Origin of the sequence: Bradyrhizobium sp. RD5-C2, from assembly GCF_019972155.1 — a bacterium.
Classification (GTDB): Bacteria; Pseudomonadota; Alphaproteobacteria; order Rhizobiales; family Xanthobacteraceae; genus Bradyrhizobium.
This window is the reverse complement of record NZ_BOVL01000057.1, coordinates 1-19484: the sequence shown is the minus strand read 5'-3', so window position 1 is coordinate 19484 and position 19484 is coordinate 1. Positions and strand designations below refer to the sequence as shown.

Here is a 19484-nt window from a genome sequence, read left to right as displayed (position 1 = left end):
TTACGCGATCGCCAGCCGCTGCCGCGACCGCATCATGAGCAGCAGGATGATGCTGACATTAAGCAGGTTCCAGGCCAGGCCATTGGCGAAGGCTGCGGCATAGGAGCCGGTGGCGTCGAAGATCACGCCCGAGATCCAGCCGCCGAACGACATGCCGAACACCGAGGCGAAGATCACGATGCCGATCCGGGTCGCGGCCTCGGCGGCCGGCATCGCCTCGCGCACGATGATGGCGTAGCTCGGCACGATGCCGCCCTGGAACAGGCCGAACATCGCCGAGATGACGTAGAGCGAGGTCAGGCTGTCGAAGAACAGGTAGAACAAGAGCGCCGCGCCCTGCGCGATCGAGCCGATCAGCAGCGTGCGGATGCCGCCGATCCGGTCGGCAAGGAAGCCGGAGCCGATCCGGCTGATGATGCCGAATCCCAGCATCAGCGACAGCATCTCGGCGCCGCGCGCCACGCCGTAGCCGAGATCGCCGCAATAGGCGACGATGTGAACCTGCGGCATCGACATCGCCACGCAGCAGGAGATCGACGCCAGCGACAGGATCGCGGTCAGCGCATTAGTGGAGAGCCGCATGTCGACCCGCGGCGGCGCCGCGTTGACATGGTTGCGCCGGGTCGCCGCGCCCATCAACAGACGCAGCACCACGAGCGCAAGCGCCATCGCGATCGCGGTGAAGATGCCGATCGCGATATGGGTGGTGCGCCAGCCGACGCTCTGCATCCCGAAATTGACCAGCGGCGGCCACACCGTGCCGCCGACATAATTGCCGCTGGCGGCGATCGCGACCGCAAGGCCGCGGTAGCGCTCGAACCAGTGCGAGGCCTCCGCCATCAGGGGGCCGAAGGTAGCAGCCGACGACAGGCCGATCGCGAAATGCACCAGGATGAAGGCCCAGATCGACGTCGCGTAGCCGGCGCAGATATAGCCGAGGCCGAGAATACCGATCCCGGCGCCGATTGCCGTGACGATGCCGTAGCGATCGCTGATCTTGCCGGTCACGACCTGCCCGAGGCCGAAGCCGAGCATCACCATGGTGAAGGCAAGCGACGCCGTTCCGCGGGTCGCGCCGAAGTCGGTCTGCACAGCCGGCAACGCCACCACGACCGACCACATGCCGACGCTACCGAGCGAGCCGATCACCACGGCTATCGCAAGGCGCAGCCATGCCCGGCGCGAGTCGGGAATGAACACTGCGGCTTCAGGGGAAAATTCAGAAGAAATTACCACGGCACGCGGAACTTCGTCGGCATTTGCCTCCGGGTCAAGCCACATTGCAGAGAGATTAGGCATGCGTCAGCAAGGGGGACGCACTGCCTTCACCGGCGCGTGAGGCGGCTCAATTGCCGTAGTTCGGATCCTGCGCCTGGAACGGACCGCACTTCGCACCGATGCCGAAGCGCTGATCGAAATCCACGGTGCCGCCGCTGACCGGTATGCGGGTCGGCGGCAAGCCGCGTGTGTACTGGTCGACGGTGACGGACTTCTTGTCCGCACTCATCGTCACATGCACCGGCTCCAGGTCCTTGCCCTTGTTGAGCTCGGTCAGATCGAGCGTGTAGTAGCCATCCGCCGTCTTGCCCGCGGCCATGCCGCCATGCGGCGCGAAGACGACGGATTGCGGCAGGTAGACCTCCATCAGGACACCGTTACCCTTGCAGGCGATCATGCGGATCATCCAGGCCCGGTCGTCCGGCAGCGTCACCGCGGACGCCGGCACAGACAGCAGCGCGATCGCGGCAGCAAGCCCTGCTGTCATGGTTCGACCTGCCCGGTTCGACATCGATGCCTCGAGTGGCTGAGTGGCGTTGCTGCCGTTTGGTCGGAGGCCGGGCCGCGAAAGTTCAATCAGCATCGTGCACCGCAGCGATCGCAGCGGACCGATCGAGCGGGAATATCGTCCGTCGAACCGTGATCCATGTTGATGAGAAAAACTGCTAAAATGCGAGCCGGTTCACATTGGCGGCTCGCCGTCCGGACCTATCATCCCGCCCGGTTGGCGCGCAGCTCGCAAGGTTAAAGGATCGAAGCGCACATCGTTCGGAGGATCGTCATGCATTCGTCGTCAGCAGAGTGGTTGCCCGTTGCGTCAGCGCCGTCGGACCGGGAGCTTGAGGTCTGTGTCCTCGACTATGACGGCATGGTGCACGCGCTGATGTTCCCGTGCCACCGGGACGGTGCCGAATGGATCGACCATGCCGGCAGCAGGCATCTCGACATCCAGCCGACGCATTGGCGCAAATGGATGCTCTCAACCAATTGACGCCGCCATGATCGGTCTCGGGCAGCCGACGCCGATCTCGCGCCGGTCGGAATATTGAGCTAGACTTGCCACGTGAGGTTCAAGGGTGGGCCAGGAGGCTCGTCATGGAATCACACGTGATCCCCTTCGAAAATCGCTGGACCAACGGCCGGCATGCCTGGGAGTGGCATTGCGAGCTCGAGCGGCTGGGTGTGCCTGCGGTCCGGACGATGTACTGCGAGCATGAGACGCACTATCGCGACGAGCCTGCCGTGGTGTTCGACATCCCCACGGGCTTTGTCCACGACTGGCTGGCCTTCCACGACCGGCGCGCTGCCCGGCAGCAATTGCTGTGGCGCGCCAGCGTCATCACGCTCGGCCTCATCGCCGCATCGGGCGCCGTGCTGGGCGCGCTGAGATAGAGGCAGCGAACCCGCCCCGAAGGACAGCCGGGCGCTCCGACCCGCCCGCCCCGGCCGGGATGCCCCATGCCCGGCGCCTGCGACGACCCGCGCACCCCGCAAAACGCACCTGTTAACCCTTTGCTAACCATACACCCGGCAAGAATTGCCGAGTGAAGTCGAGTGTCGTCGAACGCGTATAGCGGGTGGAGATCCCCGTGGACGCCAGCGCGGTGCCTCACTTTCGGAACGGCGGCCCTGCGGCCGTCGCGCAGACGCTTGGCGGCCGTAGCCGCCAGTCGCGGGGGAGAGCGGCTACCATGGTCGACGTCACGGCGGGTCAGGGCACGGCAGGCAAGGGCGGATTGCCTGGTCTCGGCGAGATCGGCGACATCCTCAAGCGCGGCGATCTCGCGCTGGCGCTCGGCGTCCTCACCATCCTGGTGGTGCTGATCCTGCCGCTGCCCTCGATCGTGCTCGACCTCTTTCTGGCGGTCTCGATCACGATCTCGATCCTGATCCTGATGACCTCGCTGTTCATCCAGGCGCCGCTGGAATTCTCGTCGTTTCCGACCATCCTGCTGATCTCGACCATGATGCGGCTGTCGCTGAACATGGCCTCGACCCGGCTGATCCTGAGCCACGGCCACGAGGGCACGGCGGCTGCCGGCCATGTCATCGAGGCGTTCGGCAACTTCGTGATGGGCGGCAACTTCGTGATCGGCATCATCGTGTTCGCGATCCTGGTGATCGTGAACTTCGTGGTCATCACCAAGGGTTCGGGCCGTATCGCCGAAGTCGCGGCGCGCTTCCAACTGGACTCGATGCCCGGCAAGCAGATGGCGATCGACGCCGACCTGTCCGCCGGACTGATCGACGAGAAGGCCGCCAAGGAGCGCCGCAAGGCGCTGGAAGACGAGAGCGGCTTCTTCGGCGCGATGGACGGCGCCTCGAAGTTCGTCCGCGGCGACGCCATCGCCGGCCTCCTGATCGTCGGCATCAACATCGTCGGCGGCATCATCATCGGCGTTGCCCAGCAGGGCCTCTCCTTCGGCGAAGCCGCCCGCACCTACACCGTGCTGACGGTCGGCGACGGCCTCGTCACCCAGGTGCCGGCGCTGATCGTCTCGACCGCCGCCGGCCTCCTGGTTTCCAAGGCCGGCATTACCGGCGCCGCCGACAAGGCGCTGATGCGCCAGCTCTCCGGCTATCCGCAGGCGCTCGGCATGTCGGCCGGCGTCATGCTGGTGCTGGCGCTGCTGCCGGGCATTCCGACGCTGCCGTTCATGGCGCTGGGCTCCGGCGCCGCGGCGCTGGCCTGGAACGCGCGCAAGAAGAAGCGGGTCGCCAACGCCGCCGAGGCCGCCGCCGCTGCCGCCCCCGCTGCAGCCGCGGCCGCGGCCGCTGCCGCCGCGGAAGAGCCGATCGCCGCCGCGCTGAAGATCGACGACCTCAAGATCGAGCTCGGCTACGCGCTGCTGCCGCTGGTCAACGGCCCTGACGGCACCGACCGCCTCACCGAGCAGATCAAGGCGCTGCGCCGCTCGCTCGCGATCGAGATGGGCTTCGTGATGCCGGCGGTGCGTATCCTCGACAATGTCCAGCTCGAGGCCAACAGCTACGCCATCAAGATCAAGGAAGTCGACGCCGGCACCGGGAAGATCTGGCCGAGCCAGTTCATGGTCATGGATCCCGCCGGCAACCAGGTGCAGCTCCCCGGCATCCACACCATCGAACCGACCTTCGGCCTGCCCGCGACCTGGGTCGATGCCGGCCTGAAGGAAGAGGCCGCGCTGAAGGGCTACACCGTGGTCGATGCCGCGACCGTGCTGTCGACGCACCTGACCGAGCTGCTCAAGACCAACATGTCGGACTTGCTGTCCTATGGCGAGGTGCAGAAGCTCTTGAAGGACCTGCCGAAGGAGCAGGGCGAGCTGATCAAGGACATCGTGCCGAGCCAGGTCACGGTGTCGGGTATCCAGCGCGTGCTGCAATTGCTGCTCGCCGAGCGCATCTCGATCCGCGATCTCTCCACCATTCTCGAGGGCATCGCCGACGCGCTGGCGTTCTCGCGCAATCCGGCCACCATGGTCGAGCATGTCCGCGCCCGGCTGGCGCGGCAGATCTGCGCCCAGAACACCTCGCCGAACGGCTATCTGCCGCTGATCGCGCTGTCGGCGCGCTGGGAGCAGGCGTTTGCCGAATCGATCGTCGGTCAAGGCGACGATCGCAGCCTGGCGATGCAGCCCTCCAAGCTGTCGGAATTCATGACCGCCGTGCGCAACGCTTTCGAACAGGCGGCGCGCGAAGGCGAGGCGCCGGTGCTGGTGACCTCGGCCGCGATCCGGCCATTCGTTCGCTCGCTGGTGGAACGGTTCCGCTCACAAACCACCGTCTTGTCGCAGGCCGAGATCCATCCGCGGGCCCGGCTGAAGACCGTCGGCAGCGTGTAGAGCTTCTTGTTTGGACGTTTTCTTCACGCGAACCGGCGTCCATCCCGCATCGGGTGCGGGACAGGCTTCGGTTGAAAACGCTCTAGCCGCCGCAAATCATTTGCGTTTTCGCCTGTGCTTTCTCGCCACAGGCAACTGATTTGTGCGGAACAGTCCGGAACGGTCCTATCTCGGGTAACATGATCCGGATTTCAAGCAAGTAACTGATATTACATCCAGTTAATGTAGGTTTCGGGAGCCGGGGGCGGTTTTTGATCGCGCCCGATCACGTCTCATCACGCCCTTGTGATGGCCTCTAGGGAACGGAATCAGCAAATCCTACGTTGGTGGGGCACGAGACGTTGAACCGGGCAAGAGACCAAACCGACAGATTTACTGAGAGCAGGAAGGCGGCAGGAGACTTCCATGAACCACTCGATCTACAGCGCCGATCGTATGACGCACCTGAAGATTGTGGTTGTGGCGTTGTTCGCCGGTATCCTGGTCGCGGGCTTCGGCATCGCGGCACACAATTCGTCGGACGAGGGTTACACCCAGACGGCACGTGTCATGAAGGCCGGCAAGCCGGTCGCGATCACGAGTACGAGCAACTCGCTGGTCCGCTAACAGGAGAGTTTCACGAATTCACGTAGTGTTCTTTACAGCCCCCCAAAGTCGCTGCGTGGATATTTAAGACCCCCAACTACCCCCAAGTTGACTATCGAAAACGCCCGCTCCCCACGGGCGTTTTCTTTTTGTGCGGGTGGTGGGTCGAACTCACTTCCCCGAGATGCCAGGCTGCATCCACGTCATTGCGAGCCACCCGGTCGGCGCGAAGCGCCGCCGGATGACAGGCTCCGCGAAGCAATCCATTGCCACCGAGTACGTGGAACGATGGATTGCTTCGCTGCGCTCGCAATGACGGGACCACCTCTGACGACGAGGTACGTTGGCCTATCGCGTCGAACCCGACGCGGGCGGTACGGTCTCGATCAGCTTGCCGGTGAAGATCGGCGCCGAAGTCGGCTGGCCGTTCGGCGAACCGCCGGCCTGCTCGACCGTCACCGCGTAGGTCGCGCCGTTGATCACGTCGGGATCGTAGCCCGACAGCACCGGACGCGCGGTGAAATCATCGGCGCCGATCACGCCGAGCGAGCGCGGCTGCGGCAGTCTGTCGGAGATCAGCCAGAGCTCAAAGCTCTTGCCGGGCTCGGACGGAGCGCCGACCTTGCGCACGGTGAAATTCTTGGTCGCGCCGTCGATGGTCATGATGAAGGCCGGGCCGCCATTCTGTCCCTGCAGCAGCGCGACATATTGCGCCGACGGCGCGAGCGCCGGCGCCGGCGTCTTCACTTCGACGGTCTGGATGCGCGGCTTCGGACGGATCGCATTCGGCAAGGCGTCGGGCCGGTAGATCTGCAGGCCGAGCGTGACCAGCAGCGCGGCTGCGATCGCGGTCGCGGCTGAGGCGATGCCGCGCCAGCGCTTCACGCGGCCCGCAAGCGCGATCATGTTGGTGCTGTCGTTGACGCCAAAACGTGGCTGGATTGGTGGCCGCCGAATCTCGGCCGGCTGTGGGATTTCTGATGGCTGCGACGGCTCCGGATCGAAGGCCGAGCCGAATTGCGGATCGTCGGTTATCGGCGGTGCCACAGTCGCTTCCGGCGTCTCGGGCAGCACCAGCGGCGCCTGCGGCGCGCCGGCATGGCCGATCGCCGCCTTGATGTTTTCCCAGACCACCGGGCGCGGCTCGACCAGGCCGACCATCTGGTTCAGCGGCCCGAGCCTGAACTCCCAGGCTTGCACGAGCGCGGCGAACTCGGTGTCCACGGCCATCATGGTCTCGACCTGCGTGCGCTCGTCGGCATCGAGCGTACCGAGCGCATATTCCGCGGCGAGCGCGATATGGTCTTCGCTATAGGCCATCAATCAGAGTCCAAGACACTCCCGGATATCCATCAGGCTGCGGCGCAGCCAGGTCTTCACCGTGTTCACCGGCGTCTCGAACTTTGCGGCGAGCTGCTCGCGGCTCCAGCCGTTGTAATAGGCAAGCAGCACGAGCTTCTGACGATCGGGCTCCAGACGACCGACGCACTCCAGCAACCGCTTCAACTCTTCCGTCATTTCCCGCCGCGCCAGCGGATCGGGCGAGTCGGCGGCGACTTCCATCGCGGCAGGCTCATCTTCCAGCGAGGTTTCGCCTCGCTTGCGCACGACATCGATGGCGCGGTTGCGCGCGATCGACGCCATCCACGTGATCGGGGACGACAGGGCCGGGTTGAACTGCCCCGCGCTGTTCCAGATCTTGACGTAAGCCTCCTGAATGACCTCCTCGGCGAGGTCCTGACGCCGCAAGATACGGAGCACGACGCCAAAGAGTTTCGAGCGGGTCGCGGCGTACAGCCGCTCAAAGGCGGCCTGATCCCCCTTCGCGACGGCGGCGATCAGCCAGACGAGCTCAGCCGGCGTCAGCATTCAGCGCCCTCCAAGCCTGCATCCCCCAATCGCCCCATTGCCACCGCGCCGCCGATCATCATCTGGTCCGCACCGGTGGTAGCATATTTTGGGACAGCACGATCCGCCAAGTGGCCGACGAGTGGCCGGCTTGTGGACAGCGCTCAACAAAAAGCCCGGGCGATCGGCCCGGGCTCTCAATCTGGTCAGCGGAGGGAGCGAGGGTTCAGGCGATGACGCCGAGACGGGCCCGCATCAGGCCGATCGAATCCATGTCGGCTTGCTCGCGGGCGCTCTCCTCCGCGCGTTCGCGCGCCTGGTCGCGCTCGTCGAGCAGCTCGACCTTCTTCAGTTCCTCGAATGCTTCCGACAGCAACGCCTTGGCGTCGTCGAGCTGGGCACGCAGCTCGTCGGCCGAACGGGTCAGGTTTTCGCGGCGCTGGATCGCGGCCTTGGCGTAGGTCGGATAGGCGAAGTGCGAGGGATCATTGATCCCGGCGCGCTCCTGCTCGGTCTGGATCTCGCGCTCGAGCTCGACGGACATGCGCTGGAAGTCCGCGATCATGCCCTCGATCTGGGTAACCCGACGGCGCTTTTCATCGACCTGAAACTTCTTCAGGCGGATCAGCGTTTCACGTGACTTCATCGACTCATACTCCCCAGAAGTCCCAATTCTGAACGCGGGACAGAACCGGCTCCCCCCTGGGCCCCGCCGGCATAGCTATGGTGTGCCGGGGATGATGGCCTGACAAAGTTAGCGTTCCGTTTCCAAACCCGACAGGATTTGAGCGAGTTGCCGGTAGCCGTCGCCCAGGCTCGTGGCCTCGTCCTTGGCCTGGCGCAGGAAGCTTTCCAATGGCTCGTGCAGCCGGATCGCCTCGTCGACCTCCGGGCTGGAACCCGGCCGGTAGGCGCCGAGCCGGATCAGTTCCTCCATGTCGGCATAGGTTGCCATCACCTGCCGCGCCTTGTTGATGAACGGCAGGAAGTCGGGGTCGGCGGACCGCGGCATGGTGCGCGAGACCGACTTGAGGATGTTGACCGCGGGATAGCGGCCGCGCTCGGCGATCGCACGCTGCATCACAATATGGCCGTCGAGGATGCCGCGCACCGCGTCCGCGATCGGCTCATTGTGATCGTCGCCGTCGACCAGCACGGTGAAGATCGCGGTGATGGTGCCGACGCTGGTGCCCGGCCCTGCCCGTTCCAACAGCTTTGGCAATTCGGTGAACACCGTCGGCGTGTAGCCCTTGGCGGTCGGCGGCTCGCCTGCCGAGAGGCCGATCTCGCGCTGCGCCATCGCAAAGCGCGTCACCGAGTCCATCAGGCACAGCACATCCTGGTCCTCGTCGCGGAAATACTCGGCGATGGCGAGCGTCAGATACGCCGCCTGGCGCCGCATCAGCGCCGGCTCGTCCGAGGTGGCGACCACCACGACCGAGCGCGCCAGCCCCTCCTCGCCGAGATCCTCCTGGAGGAATTCCTGCACCTCGCGGCCCCGTTCGCCGATCAGCCCAATCACCGAGATCGCGGCATCGACATTTCGCGCCAGCATCGACAGCAGCACCGACTTGCCGACGCCGGAGCCCGCGAAGATGCCGAGCCGCTGGCCGCGGCAGCAGGTCAGGAAGGTGTTGAGGCCGCGCACACCGAGATCAAGCGGCGCACCGACCCGCTTGCGTGAATGCGCCGGCGGCGGCGAGTTGCGGTAGGACATCGGCGAAGCGCCCTGCTGCAGCGGCCCCTTGCCGTCGATCGGCTCGCCCATCGCGTTGACGACGCGGCCGAGCCAGGCCGGCGACGGCCGCACCTGGCTCGCCGCATTGGCGATCACCGCGCGGCACCCGCGCCTGACGCCCTCGAGCCCGCCGAACGGCATCACCACCGCGTTCTCGCCGGAGAAGCCGATCACTTCGGCCGGGATGAAGCGGCCGGCGCCGACATCGATCACGATGCGGGCGCCGACCGACATCGCGTGAATCGGGCCGGCGATCTCGACCATGAGCCCGCGGACGCCGACCACACGGCCATAAATATTGACGCCGTCGATGTCCCCGATCTGCTCCGCGAGCGCCTTCATTGCGAAAACCTTAAGTTTCGGCAATTTTGCGCCGGCCGCTTAACTTCGTGTTTACCCGCATCATTAATCATTGCGTCACTGTCTTTGGTGACTGAGGTCGCTCGCCCATCAGAAGAAGGGCGAGTCGCGAGAGTCGGTTAGGCCCGGCTCTTAATGTGGAAACTGAACGAGCGCGGTTAGGAAAAGCTTCTTCTACGCAATATCTTAGGGCGATTCGACAAAAATTGCACGGTTAGAGCTTGCGTCGATGAATCAGTTTTTGTTAACCATATCTCGTCAGGATCCGAATCAGTTGTTCAAAGGCGTTTTGAGTGCCGCAAGTGCGGCCGACCTGACGCCCGGAGCGGCGACTATAGGGGACTGGCATGCGCGTTTTGCTGATTGAAGATGATAGCGCCGTCGCGCAGTCGATCGAATTGATGCTTAAATCCGAGAGTTTCAACGTCTACACGACGGATCTCGGTGAAGAAGGCGTCGATCTCGGCAAGCTTTACGACTACGACATCATCCTGCTCGACCTCAACCTGCCCGACATGTCCGGCTACGACGTGCTCAAGCAGCTCCGGGTTTCGAAGATCAAGACTCCCATTCTGATCCTCTCCGGCCTCGCCGGCATCGAGGACAAGGTCAAGGGTCTCGGCGTCGGCGCCGACGACTACATGACCAAACCCTTCCACAAGGACGAGCTGGTCGCCCGCATCCACGCGATCGTGCGCCGCTCCAAGGGTCACGCTCAGTCGGTCATCCAGACCGGCGATCTCGTGGTCAATCTGGACACCAAGACGGTCGAGGTCGGCGGTCAGCGCGTGCACCTCACCGGCAAGGAATACCAGATGCTGGAGCTGCTCTCGCTCCGCAAGGGCACCACGCTCACCAAGGAAATGTTCCTCAACCATCTCTACGGCGGCATGGATGAGCCGGAGCTGAAGATCATCGACGTCTTCATCTGCAAGCTCCGCAAGAAGCTCGCCAACGCCTCCGAAGGCCGCAATTTCATCGAGACCGTGTGGGGCCGCGGCTACGTGCTGCGCGAGCCGCACGAGGCCGACGAACGCATTCCCGCCTGACGCTTCGCTTTCTGCAGCAAACCTCCTGGACCCCGCCGCAAATGGCGGGGTTTTTGTTTTTGGGAGGTTACGCTACCGGGATCGCAGTCAAAGCGGCGAGGAGATCCGCGCCCTTCGGAACGCCGAGCCCGGTGCAGGCGCTCCAGCCGGGGCCGGCATCGTAGCCCTTGCCACCGACGCGGTTGTTGCCCTGCACGACCACACGGAATGCGCCGGGGTTGGAATAGAGCGCGGCGTTGAGCAAGCCGATCTGCTCGCCGCGCGCGGCGATCGCAATCGCGACCAGAGCGGCCCATAGCGGTGTCGCGGCGCTGGTCCCGCTCATCGCCATCGCCTCTCCGTTGACGATGATGCGGTAGCCCGGGCTTGCCGCGGCCGCGCAGGCGACGTCAGGGACGCCGCGCCGGATAGCGCCGTCGTTCTGCGACTTCGGCAGCGTCAAATGCGACTGATAATCGGGGACCGGAAACGCGTCGCTGATGCCGCCGCCGGTGCCGACCGCACCGGCGTTCCACACCGCCTCCGCTGCAGCCGATCCATTACCTGCGGCAGCCAAGGGCTGGGTGCCGCCGCAGCTCGTCGCATAGGGGCTCGAGGCGGGAAACCAGACATGGAGCTTGCCGTCGGTCAGGCCGCTCGTCGCGAGCTGATCACCAGAGGCGAACAGCACGCTGACGCGCAGCCGCGCTGCATCGGCCAAGACCGCCTGCATCGCGTCGCGGCCCGGCTCGGTCCAGTATTTCTCGGCGCTGCCCCAGCTGACGGAGACCACCTGCGGCGCATGCTCTTCATCGAACACCGCCTGATGGATCGCGTCGGTCAGACCGGCGGCGGAGTTCTCGGCAAAGTAGACCACGATCTTGCCCTTCGGCAGCAGGCCGGCGAGCACCTGGAGATCGAGCGCGATCTCCTGATCGGCGACATCGTTGCTGCCGAAGCTGCCATCATTGCCGGTCGGCGGCACGTTGACGACAACCGGCGGCGGCCGGTTCATGCCGGCGACCGCCATGGCGAGATCGCTGGCGAGATAGCCGCCGCCGAGAGCGATGATGCCGACGCAGATCGACGACACGTCGCGATCCAGCGGAATGCCGTAGAGGGCCGCGATGTCGGTCGGCCACAGTCCGCTGCCGCTGCCCGTGTCGGCCTGGGCCTGCACCAGCGGCGTCCTGGTCCGCAGCGGCCGCTGATCGAAGCCGAGGATGGCGCGGGTCCATGGCGCGATCTCGGCCGGCACCGTCAAGCCGCCGACGCGGGCGCGAAACGCGCGCTCGCCGTCGCGGTAGGTGCGCAGCGTCGCGCCGAAGATCTCGGCCATCTGCCGCGCGGTGCCTGCCAGCTCGACCGTGCGCGCGACCGGATCGCTGCGGCCGACGGTCAACCCGCGCTCTGCCGCCAGCCGCACCACGCGGGCGATGGCGCGGGCATGGCTGCGGTGACGCTGGGTCGCAAGCTGGTGCCGCGTGATCGGCGCGGCAAGCCGGGCCAGATCACCGGCGCTGCCCGGCGCAAACTTGTCGGGGGTCCGCCGCTTCACATAGACCACGATGGGGATCCGCTCGTCGGGATTGACATCGCCGACCAGCGTCGCGCCAACAGGCGCGGCGCGGTTGCTGCCGGCAAGCGGAACCCTGCGCTCGGAGGTGCCCGCCATCAGTGCGGTCTCACTTTCCGGCGCATGGGCTCGGCTGCGCCGGATTCTGTGTATCGTCGTAGGCGCAGAACGGGATCGACCACACGAAGTCGGCCGCGGTCGCGATGCGGGTGAGACCCGGCTTGCCTTCGAAGATCGGCGGCTGGCCCGCGAACTTCCAGTACCATTCGGGCAGCAGCGGCCCGAGCGGAGCAACCGGGCCATTCGGACCGAACGACAGGAATCCCGCCTGCGACGCCGGCGTGCCGTCCGCCTTGAAGGCCGCGCGGCCATGGCAGGTGATGCAGGACGACGTCGCAACGAAGCCGTCCTCGGTAACGGAATTGCCGACCCTGATGTCGAGCCCGACATTGTCGACGAAATCCACCTGCGACCCTTTCAGGCAGTAATTGTTGTAGACCGGATCGATGTCCGCGCTCGACAGCATCGTCGTCAGCGCGGCCGTCTTCACGCAATCCGGATAGCCCTGGCCGGCGGTCCGGTTCGACGGCACGAACGCGGTCTGCGCGCCAAAATTGTCGCGGCAGCCGATGATGTCGCAGCGGCCCGGATTGAACCGGTGCTCGAATGTCGCCCAGGTCCAGTTCGGCACCTGCTTGCTGATCACATGCATCGAGACCAGGGCGTACTGCACACCGGCCGCGCTGTTGACGTGATAGAGTTGCGGCACCTGCGCCAGCGTCACCTTGTTGTTGGTGAATTGCGGAATGTCGCTGACCGGCAGCCAATTCCCCTTCACCTCGATGGAATCGACCGGGAACGACAGCGCCTTGCCGAAGGCGGCTTTCACGCCCGACAGCTTGTAGAGGTTGTTCTGGACGATGAAATCAAACGTCGGCTTGTTGTGACGCGTCTCCTCCATCTGCCCCTGCGCGGCGCCCGGTGGCAGCGCCGGCAGCAATCCGCCGCTCTGCTGCACGCCTTCCCGTGCCACCTGCGGCAGGATCGGCGGGCGCAACGACGGCGGCGTCGGAGCCGCCGGGAACTGCGGATTGGGCTGGAACAGATCGGTATCGCTCGCCCAGGTCTCGAACGTCGAATTGCTGCCGCCGGCGCGGGTGTTGGCCTGAATGAAGAGCTGCCAGGCGACCTGATCGGGCGCGGTCATCGCCGGATTCAGCGGCGATTGCGCCGCGGCCGGAAGCGCGGGAAGCACAAGCAGACCACAGACGAGCAGTGTGTCGATCGACCTTCTCATCTTGCTCTCCACATCGGGTTCAAGGTTGGGGTTCAAGGTTGGAATCCGTCTCCCATCCAGCTCGCATAGGTATCGAGCGCGTCCTGCGACCATCGGTGACCGGGTGGCATGAAGCCGGATGACAGCGCAGCGAAGACGCGGCGTGCGTTGGCGTGATCGGCAAAGTCGTCATTGCCGGCCGGGTCGCAGATCCAGTCGGCGTCGCCGAGCCGAACGCCCTTTGGGGTCATGCAGGCGACGTCGCCCGGTCGAAACATCGGCAGGATGTCGTTGCCAAAACTGGTCGTCATCGGGATCACCGAACCCATTCGCGACATGCACTTCTGGTTGCATACCGTATAGACGGCTATCGCGAAGGCCGCTGTGAAGCGGCTCACACCGCCGCGCAGCAATTTTCCGCCGGCCGTCCGCGGCCGCCGCAGCCCACAGCTCAGATCGAACCGAAGCTTCGCGAACCACGACCAATCAGCTATAGGATGACGATCTAGGGCTGTTCGGGCGCATCACATGATCCTGCAATCCCTCGCCGGCCTGCCGGCGTTCCTGGTCTATTTCTGCACGGCGCTGATCGCCGTGGTCGCCTACCTCTTCGTCTACACCCGCGTCACACCGCACGACGAATTCCAGCTGATCCGCGACAACGATCCCGCGGCGGCGATCGCGCTCGGCTTGAGCCTGCTCGGCTTCGTGCTGCCGGTGGTCAGCGCCATCGCCCATTCCGCCAATGTGGTGGACTGCCTGATCTGGAGCATCATCGCGCTGATCGTGCAGATCATCGTCTATTACATCGTGAAGATCCCGGTGCCGAACCTGTCGGCGCGGATCGCCTCCGGCGAGATGGCGGCGGCGATCTGGCTCGGGCTGTCCTCGCTGGCCGCAGGCGCGCTGAACGCAGCTTGCATGATCTACTGAGCCATTGAGCCGAACCATGGCGCGCAAACCAAACCCGGAATTCGGCAAGCGGCGGCCAAGCGTGCCGGCGGTGGCGACGCGGCCGGAGCCGCCTTCCAAGCGTTCCAATCATGTCGCGCTGCTGATGATGGGCACGCTCGCGGTCGGCGGCGGCGCCTACGCGGTGATGCCGCGGCAGAATTGCCAGCCCGTCCCGCCACCGCCTCCGGGCGTGACCGCGCCGGCCCCCCTGCAACCCGGCGCCGATTGCGCGCCGCGCGGTTCGTCGTCGGGGTCGGGCGGCGGTGGTGGCGGCGGCTCGTCGCGCAGCAGCTTCTACAGCAGCAGCTCCTCGTCCGGCGGCTCTTCATCCTCGTCGAGTTCATCGTCAAGCTCGTCGGTCAGCCGCGGCGGCTTCGGCTCGTTCGCGCATGCGTTCGGCTTCGGCGGTGGCTGACACGCACTTTGCCGTGTCGTCATGCGCTTTCGCTTGCCCGGCGATCGGCGCTGATGGACACTCGGCGCGGCTGCGCAGAAGGCAAGGATCGCGTCCATGAAACGCTCGCGACGGGTCTGGCTGAAAATGATGGGAAGCGTCGCGATCGGCGCAGCCTCGATGGGCCTGTCGCCAAGCCAGGCCCGCAGTCATCACCATGCCGGGCACAAAGCCAAGCGGAAGCCCGAGCAGTTATCACCCTCCGGTGGCTTCGGCGGCACGCCACGCACCATTGCCCGCTACGACAACGCACATAGCGGCGGCTGACACCGAGCTGACACGCATCGTCTGAAGATCACGGACCCCTTCATGCAACGCATCGCATGTTCCGAGCGCGACGATTGGCAGGCAACCGCCGAAAGCGCCGGATTCACTTTCCACACCATCGACGGCGAACGCTACTGGGACGAGCGCGCCTATTACGCCTTCACGCTCGACGAGATCGAGCGCGATATCGAGGCGCCGACCGGCGAGATCGACGCGATGTGCCTCGAGCTCGCCGGGCGCGCGCTCAAGGATGAACAATATCTGCGCCGGCTGAAGATACCGGAAGCGTTCTGGGACCTGATCGCGGCGAGCTGGCGCCGCAAGGAGCCGAGCCTCTACGGCCGGCTCGACCTCAAATTCAGCGGCAGCGGCCCGGCCAAGCTGCTCGAATACAATGCCGACACGCCGACCTCGATCTTCGAGGCGGCGGTGTTTCAATGGACCTGGCTCGAACAGGCGATCGAACGCAACATCATCCCGAAGCGCGCCGACCAGTTCAACTCGATCCACGAGGCGCTGATCGAGGCCTGGAAGACGATCGGCGCGACCCAGGCGCTGCATCTCACCGGGCTGACCGGCAATGCCGAGGATGCCGGCACGCTCGCCTATCTCGAGGACACCGCGGCGCAGGCCGGGCTGAAGACCACGCTGCTCGACATCGAACAGATCGGACTGCGCAATGACGGCCAGTTCGTCGACCTCGACGAAAGCCCGATCGCGCTCGCGTTCAAGCTCTATCCATGGGAGTGGATGTTCCACGACGCGTTCGGCAAGAACCTCGCGACGGCGCCGACGCAATGGATCGAGCCGCCATGGAAGGCGATCCTGTCCAACAAGGGCATCCTGCCGCTGTTGTGGGAGCTGTTCCCGAATCACCCCAATTTGCTGCCGGCCTATTTCGAGGACGACCCGCAGGCCGCGCAGCTCGGCACCTCGTTCGTGCGCAAGCCGATCTATTCGCGCGAGGGCGCCAATGTCGAACTGGTCAGCGCCGGCATCACGCTGGTCGCGGAAGAAGGCCCCTACGGAGCCGAGGGCTTCATCCGGCAGGCCCTCGCACCGCTGCCGAATTTCTCCGGCCAGTACCCCGTGCTCGGCAGCTGGCTGGTCGACGGCACGCCCTGTGGGCTCTCGATCCGCGAGGACGAGAACCCGATCACCGGCAACACATCGCGCTTCCTGCCGCACGCGATTTTGTAGCGCGTCGACGCGGTTACGGTTTCATCCGTCATCCTGAGGAGCGCGTAGCGCGTCTCGAAGGATGAACGGCCCGGCTGGTCGCCGTCGACCCTTCGAGACGGCCGCGTTGCGGCCTCCTCAGGAGGACGGACCAAGCAGCATCGCGCTACTAATTCGGAAGATCCAGCTCACCGCGCAGCGGACGCGACCGCCTTCAGCACATGCGCGGCGCCGGCGCGCGCGACTGGCGCGGTACTGGGCTGATAGAGCCCGCGGCGGTCGGGATAGGGCCTGAACAGATTGGTGATGCCGACCACGGATTCCGCCGCACCAAGCGCCAGCACGCCGTCGGGCTCGAGCATCCGGGAGATCTTGCCGAAGATGCCTGCCTTGGTCTGCTGATCGAAATAGATCAGCACATTGCGGCAGAAGATCACATCGAAGGTGCCGAGATGCGAAATGTCCTGCAGCAGATTGAGCTGGCGGTGCTGCACCATGCCGCGGATATCGGCGTTGAGCTGCCAGAGCTCGCCCTTCTGCACAAAGTGCTTGACCAGCAGCTGGATCGGCAGGCCGCGCTGCACCTCGAACTGGCTGAACAGGCCGGCCTTGGACTTTTCGAGCACCGCCTGCGACAGGTCGGTGGCGATGATCTCGATGCGCCAGCCGGTGAACAGCGCAGTCATTTCCTTCAGCAGCATCGCGATCGAATAAGGCTCCTGCCCGGTCGACGAGGCCGCGCACCAGACGCGCAAACTGCGGCGCGCGGCGCGGGCTTGCGCCAGTGCCGGCAGCACCGCTTCCTTCAGATGATCGAACGGGATCTTGTCGCGAAAGAAGAAGGTCTCGTTGGTGGTCATCGCCTCGACCACCTCCGACGTCAGCATCTCGGCGCCGCCCTTCATCTTCTGGACGAGTTCGGGGATGCCGGCGAGGTTCGACCGGCGCGCCAAGGGCAGCAGGCGGCTCTCGACGAGATATTGCTTGTCGGCCGACAGATCGAGGCCGGAACGTTCCTTCAGCAGCTTACGCAGATACTCGTAGTCCAGCGGCGTCACGAACGGTCTCCCGCAAACACGCGAACAAGCTTCGATGCGATCTGGTTGAGCGGCAGCACGGCGGCGCAGATGCCGGCATTGACCGCAGCACCAGGCATGCCCCACACCACGCTGCTCGCTTCGTCCTGGGCGATCACGCTGCCGCCGGCGGCGACGATGTCCTTGCCGCCGCGCATGCCGTCGGAGCCCATGCCGGTCAGGATCACCGACATGATGCTGCCCTGCCAGACGTCGATCGCGGAGGTGAACATCGGATCCACCGCGGGCTTGCAGAAATTGACCGGCGGCCCGTCGTCGAGCACGATCGTGGCATCGATGCCGTGGCGGGCGATCCGCATGTGGCGTCCGCCCGGCGCCAGATAGATCTGACCCGGCCTGATGCTCTCGCCGTCGATTCCCTCATGCGCCGGCCGCTTGCTGGTGCGCGCCAGATGCTCGGCGAGAATGGTGGTGAAGGTCGGCGGCATGTGCTGGGTGATCAGCACCGGGACGCGGTCGATCACCGGGCCGATCTCTGCGACCAGCGACATCAGCGCCTGCGGGCCGCCGGTGGAGGAGCCGATCAGCAGCACCTTCGGCTGCAGCAGGCCGAACGAACGGCGCGTGATCTGAGTGGGCGCCGCGGGCGCTGCGACGGGGGCCAGCCCCGTGCGCGGCTTGTCGTGCCCGGGCGCGAGCGGCGGGCTCGCCGTCGTATGCACCGGGCTGCGCCGCGCCTTGGCGCCGAGATGACGGATCTTCTGGATCAGGTCGTGGCGGAAGGTTTCCGCGGCGGTCGCCTCGCGCGTGCTCTCCGGCTTCGGAATGTAGTCGGACGCGCCAAGCGAGAGCGCCTTCAGGCTGATCTCCGCATTGCGGCGGGTCAGCGTCGAGGCCATGATGATGACGAGGTCGCGTTTCTTCGCCAAGAGCTGCGGCAGCGCCGAGATGCCGTCGAGGTCGGGCATCTCGATATCGAGCACCGCGACGTCGGGGTTGAAGCGCTCGAGCTGGTTGACGGCGTCGAGGCCGGTGCGCAGCGAGGCCACGACCTCCATGTCGGGCTCGGCGCCGATCCAGCGCGAGATCATCCCTCGGATGACCACGGAATCGTCGACGACCATCACCCGCACCTTGTCGGAACGGGTCGATGTCGGGACCGCAGCACTTGTCAACGCAACACTCATGACTTCACCAGCAACGCAACACGCGCACAACAACCGTTGAGCCGAAGGCTTTTTGCCGCCGGATCGAAGGTAGACCTTAGATGAGCCCGACTTCCTGGAACTTCGCGGTGACGATGTCCCGGTCGAACGGCTTCATGATGTATTCGTTGGCACCGGCATGCAGCGCGCGTGCGATATGCGCGACGTCATTCTCGGTGGTGCAGAACACGACCTTGGGCTGATCGCCGCCGGGCATGCGGCGGAGATTGCCGAGGAACTCGTAGCCGTCCATGACAGGCATGTTCCAGTCGAGCAGCACGGCCTCGGGCATCGCGCGCTTGCAGGCCTCGAGCGCCTTGGCGCCGTCCTCGGCCTCGACGATCTGGAAATCGAGCCCTTCCAGGATACGGCGGGCGACTTTGCGAATGACGCTTGAGTCATCGACAACAAGACACGTTCTCATTTGCGACCTCTACTTCCTCATCCCCGGTGGGATGTTTCAGTTCTTCGATTCTGTCGGCCCGTCTCAGGCCGCTTTGGCATCAGGCACCAGTTCGAGCACGCGATCGACATCGAGGACGACCATGAGCTGTCCGTCGAGGCGGTGGACGCCGCCGGCGAGCCTGGCCATGCGGGGATCGAGGTTGACCGGATTGTCCTGGCGGCTGTCGTCGGACAGCCGCAACACCTCGCCGATCTGGTCGATCAAGAGGCCATAGGATTCGCCGCGCTGGTCGACGCCGACCGCCATCGGCGGCTTGCCGTCATCGGCCTTCGGCAGGCCGAGCCGGGCGCGCATATCGACCACGGTGACGATGCGGCCGCGCAGATTGAGCACGCCGGCGATCTCGCTGGAGGCCAGCGGCACCCGCGTCAGCCGCTCCGGCATGAACACGTCCTGCACCCGCGAGATC

General features: G+C 65.3%; 22 protein-coding genes. 9 read left to right on the top strand and 13 right to left on the bottom strand.

All coding sequences use genetic code 11. From position 1 onward, the window contains the following. A complete protein-coding gene (locus tag BraRD5C2_RS36300) occupies positions 1 to 1200 on the bottom strand; it encodes an MFS transporter (protein ID WP_223976720.1) in 1200 nt (399 codons plus the stop codon). A 145-nt stretch (positions 1201 to 1345) separates the two neighbouring features. Then, the gene (locus BraRD5C2_RS36295; RefSeq protein WP_223976718.1) at positions 1346 to 1765 is read right to left on the bottom strand and encodes a hypothetical protein; all 420 of its coding nucleotides are present in this window, start codon (positions 1763 to 1765) and stop codon (positions 1346 to 1348) included. Between the two features lie 294 nt (positions 1766 to 2059). Between BraRD5C2_RS36295 and BraRD5C2_RS36290 the strand changes: the two genes are divergently transcribed. From BraRD5C2_RS36290 to BraRD5C2_RS36275, 4 genes are all read left to right on the top strand, one after another. After that, complete coding sequence (locus BraRD5C2_RS36290) at positions 2060 to 2269, top strand: hypothetical protein (RefSeq protein ID WP_223976716.1); 210 nt, start codon at positions 2060 to 2062, stop codon at positions 2267 to 2269. 104 nt (positions 2270 to 2373) lie between these two features. Beyond that, positions 2374 to 2670, top strand: coding sequence for a hypothetical protein (locus BraRD5C2_RS36285; RefSeq protein WP_223976714.1), 297 nt, complete (start codon positions 2374 to 2376; stop codon positions 2668 to 2670). A 299-nt stretch (positions 2671 to 2969) separates the two neighbouring features. After that, a complete protein-coding gene (gene flhA, locus BraRD5C2_RS36280) occupies positions 2970 to 5102 on the top strand; it encodes a flagellar biosynthesis protein FlhA (RefSeq protein WP_223976712.1) in 2133 nt (710 codons plus the stop codon). A gap of 405 nt (positions 5103 to 5507) precedes the next feature. Continuing rightward, positions 5508 to 5708 carry a hypothetical protein gene (locus BraRD5C2_RS36275; RefSeq protein ID WP_092090232.1) on the top strand — a complete coding sequence of 67 codons (201 nt, stop codon included), beginning with the start codon at positions 5508 to 5510 and terminating at the stop codon, positions 5706 to 5708. A 327-nt stretch (positions 5709 to 6035) separates the two neighbouring features. Here BraRD5C2_RS36275 and BraRD5C2_RS36270 read toward each other — a convergent pair whose 3' ends face one another. The 4 genes from BraRD5C2_RS36270 to fliI form a co-directional block, all read right to left on the bottom strand. After that, positions 6036 to 7007 (bottom strand): anti-sigma factor, encoded by a 972-nt coding sequence (locus tag BraRD5C2_RS36270; RefSeq protein ID WP_223976709.1) that lies wholly within the window; start codon positions 7005 to 7007, stop codon positions 6036 to 6038. 3 nt (positions 7008 to 7010) lie between these two features. Then, positions 7011 to 7556: a sigma-70 family RNA polymerase sigma factor gene (locus BraRD5C2_RS36265; RefSeq protein ID WP_212316404.1), complete on the bottom strand. Its 546-nt coding sequence runs from the start codon at positions 7554 to 7556 to the stop codon at positions 7011 to 7013. A gap of 205 nt (positions 7557 to 7761) precedes the next feature. Continuing rightward, positions 7762 to 8181 (bottom strand): flagellar export protein FliJ, encoded by a 420-nt coding sequence (gene fliJ / locus BraRD5C2_RS36260; RefSeq protein WP_021081901.1) that lies wholly within the window; start codon positions 8179 to 8181, stop codon positions 7762 to 7764. 108 nt (positions 8182 to 8289) lie between these two features. Beyond that, positions 8290 to 9615, bottom strand: a complete 1326-nt coding sequence (fliI, locus tag BraRD5C2_RS36255) for a flagellar protein export ATPase FliI (protein ID WP_223976707.1) — start codon at positions 9613 to 9615, stop codon at positions 8290 to 8292. Positions 9616 to 9980: 365 nt separating this feature from the next. Here fliI and ctrA point away from each other — a divergent pair, with 365 nt between their 5' ends. Continuing rightward, positions 9981 to 10682: a response regulator transcription factor CtrA gene (ctrA, locus tag BraRD5C2_RS36250; RefSeq protein WP_016848562.1), complete on the top strand. Its 702-nt coding sequence runs from the start codon at positions 9981 to 9983 to the stop codon at positions 10680 to 10682. A gap of 67 nt (positions 10683 to 10749) precedes the next feature. Here ctrA and BraRD5C2_RS36245 read toward each other — a convergent pair whose 3' ends face one another. From BraRD5C2_RS36245 to BraRD5C2_RS36235, 3 genes are read right to left on the bottom strand one after another with little or no spacing between them, the layout of a single operon-like run. Further along, positions 10750 to 12336 (bottom strand): S53 family peptidase, encoded by a 1587-nt coding sequence (locus BraRD5C2_RS36245; RefSeq protein ID WP_223976705.1) that lies wholly within the window; start codon positions 12334 to 12336, stop codon positions 10750 to 10752. Between the two features lie 10 nt (positions 12337 to 12346). After that, a complete protein-coding gene (locus BraRD5C2_RS36240) occupies positions 12347 to 13534 on the bottom strand; it encodes a hypothetical protein (protein ID WP_223976703.1) in 1188 nt (395 codons plus the stop codon). A 32-nt stretch (positions 13535 to 13566) separates the two neighbouring features. Continuing rightward, a complete protein-coding gene (locus BraRD5C2_RS36235; protein ID WP_223976701.1) occupies positions 13567 to 13824 on the bottom strand; it encodes a hypothetical protein in 258 nt (85 codons plus the stop codon). 217 nt (positions 13825 to 14041) lie between these two features. Between BraRD5C2_RS36235 and BraRD5C2_RS36230 the strand changes: the two genes are divergently transcribed. The 4 genes from BraRD5C2_RS36230 (at position 14042) to BraRD5C2_RS36215 (ending at position 16388) form a co-directional block, all read left to right on the top strand. After that, on the top strand, positions 14042 to 14446 hold the full coding sequence (locus tag BraRD5C2_RS36230) for a DUF350 domain-containing protein (RefSeq protein WP_024583958.1): 405 nt from the start codon (positions 14042 to 14044) through the stop codon (positions 14444 to 14446). Positions 14447 to 14462: 16 nt separating this feature from the next. Continuing rightward, the gene (locus tag BraRD5C2_RS36225) at positions 14463 to 14882 is read left to right on the top strand and encodes a hypothetical protein (protein ID WP_223976699.1); all 420 of its coding nucleotides are present in this window, start codon (positions 14463 to 14465) and stop codon (positions 14880 to 14882) included. Between the two features lie 96 nt (positions 14883 to 14978). Beyond that, positions 14979 to 15188, top strand: a complete 210-nt coding sequence (locus BraRD5C2_RS36220; protein WP_223976697.1) for a hypothetical protein — start codon at positions 14979 to 14981, stop codon at positions 15186 to 15188. Positions 15189 to 15230: 42 nt separating this feature from the next. Further along, positions 15231 to 16388, top strand: a complete 1158-nt coding sequence (locus tag BraRD5C2_RS36215) for a glutathionylspermidine synthase family protein (protein WP_223976695.1) — start codon at positions 15231 to 15233, stop codon at positions 16386 to 16388. A 167-nt stretch (positions 16389 to 16555) separates the two neighbouring features. Here the strand turns inward: BraRD5C2_RS36215 and BraRD5C2_RS36210 are convergent, their stop codons facing one another. From BraRD5C2_RS36210 to BraRD5C2_RS36195, 4 genes are all read right to left on the bottom strand, one after another. Continuing rightward, positions 16556 to 17425 carry a CheR family methyltransferase gene (locus tag BraRD5C2_RS36210; protein ID WP_223976693.1) on the bottom strand — a complete coding sequence of 290 codons (870 nt, stop codon included), beginning with the start codon at positions 17423 to 17425 and terminating at the stop codon, positions 16556 to 16558. Beyond that, positions 17422 to 18591 (bottom strand): protein-glutamate methylesterase/protein-glutamine glutaminase, encoded by a 1170-nt coding sequence (locus BraRD5C2_RS36205; RefSeq protein ID WP_223976691.1) that lies wholly within the window; start codon positions 18589 to 18591, stop codon positions 17422 to 17424. The genes BraRD5C2_RS36210 and BraRD5C2_RS36205 overlap by 4 nt, the downstream gene beginning before the upstream one ends. Positions 18592 to 18667: 76 nt before the next feature. Further along, positions 18668 to 19033 (bottom strand): response regulator, encoded by a 366-nt coding sequence (locus tag BraRD5C2_RS36200; RefSeq protein WP_018273268.1) that lies wholly within the window; start codon positions 19031 to 19033, stop codon positions 18668 to 18670. A 63-nt stretch (positions 19034 to 19096) separates the two neighbouring features. Next, a partial coding sequence (locus BraRD5C2_RS36195; protein ID WP_223976689.1) for a chemotaxis protein CheW occupies positions 19097 to 19484 on the bottom strand: 388 nt, incomplete at its 5' end.

Bases quoted from the DNA above. Each gene is read 5' to 3' on its own strand.
- BraRD5C2_RS36275 (WP_092090232.1), top strand. From the start codon at position 5,508: ATGAACCACTCGATCTACAGCGCCGATCGTATGACGCACCTGAAGATT.
- BraRD5C2_RS36200 (WP_018273268.1), bottom strand. From the start codon at position 19,033: ATGAGAACGTGTCTTGTTGTCGATGACTCAAGCGTCATTCGCAAAGTC.
- fliJ (WP_021081901.1), bottom strand. From the start codon at position 8,181: ATGAAGTCACGTGAAACGCTGATCCGCCTGAAGAAGTTTCAGGTCGAT.
- BraRD5C2_RS36270 (WP_223976709.1), bottom strand. From the start codon at position 7,007: ATGGCCTATAGCGAAGACCATATCGCGCTCGCCGCGGAATATGCGCTC.
- BraRD5C2_RS36205 (WP_223976691.1), bottom strand. From the start codon at position 18,591: ATGAGTGTTGCGTTGACAAGTGCTGCGGTCCCGACATCGACCCGTTCC.
- BraRD5C2_RS36235 (WP_223976701.1), bottom strand. From the start codon at position 13,824: ATGACGACCAGTTTTGGCAACGACATCCTGCCGATGTTTCGACCGGGC.
- BraRD5C2_RS36220 (WP_223976697.1), top strand. From the start codon at position 14,979: ATGAAACGCTCGCGACGGGTCTGGCTGAAAATGATGGGAAGCGTCGCG.
- BraRD5C2_RS36295 (WP_223976718.1), bottom strand. From the start codon at position 1,765: ATGACAGCAGGGCTTGCTGCCGCGATCGCGCTGCTGTCTGTGCCGGCG.
- BraRD5C2_RS36225 (WP_223976699.1), top strand. From the start codon at position 14,463: ATGGCGCGCAAACCAAACCCGGAATTCGGCAAGCGGCGGCCAAGCGTG.
- BraRD5C2_RS36230 (WP_024583958.1), top strand. From the start codon at position 14,042: ATGATCCTGCAATCCCTCGCCGGCCTGCCGGCGTTCCTGGTCTATTTC.
- fliI (WP_223976707.1), bottom strand. From the start codon at position 9,615: ATGAAGGCGCTCGCGGAGCAGATCGGGGACATCGACGGCGTCAATATT.
- BraRD5C2_RS36240 (WP_223976703.1), bottom strand. From the start codon at position 13,534: ATGAGAAGGTCGATCGACACACTGCTCGTCTGTGGTCTGCTTGTGCTT.
- BraRD5C2_RS36265 (WP_212316404.1), bottom strand. From the start codon at position 7,556: ATGCTGACGCCGGCTGAGCTCGTCTGGCTGATCGCCGCCGTCGCGAAG.
- BraRD5C2_RS36285 (WP_223976714.1), top strand. From the start codon at position 2,374: ATGGAATCACACGTGATCCCCTTCGAAAATCGCTGGACCAACGGCCGG.
- BraRD5C2_RS36245 (WP_223976705.1), bottom strand. From the start codon at position 12,336: ATGGCGGGCACCTCCGAGCGCAGGGTTCCGCTTGCCGGCAGCAACCGC.
- BraRD5C2_RS36290 (WP_223976716.1), top strand. From the start codon at position 2,060: ATGCATTCGTCGTCAGCAGAGTGGTTGCCCGTTGCGTCAGCGCCGTCG.
- flhA (WP_223976712.1), top strand. From the start codon at position 2,970: ATGGTCGACGTCACGGCGGGTCAGGGCACGGCAGGCAAGGGCGGATTG.
- BraRD5C2_RS36215 (WP_223976695.1), top strand. From the start codon at position 15,231: ATGCAACGCATCGCATGTTCCGAGCGCGACGATTGGCAGGCAACCGCC.
- ctrA (WP_016848562.1), top strand. From the start codon at position 9,981: ATGCGCGTTTTGCTGATTGAAGATGATAGCGCCGTCGCGCAGTCGATC.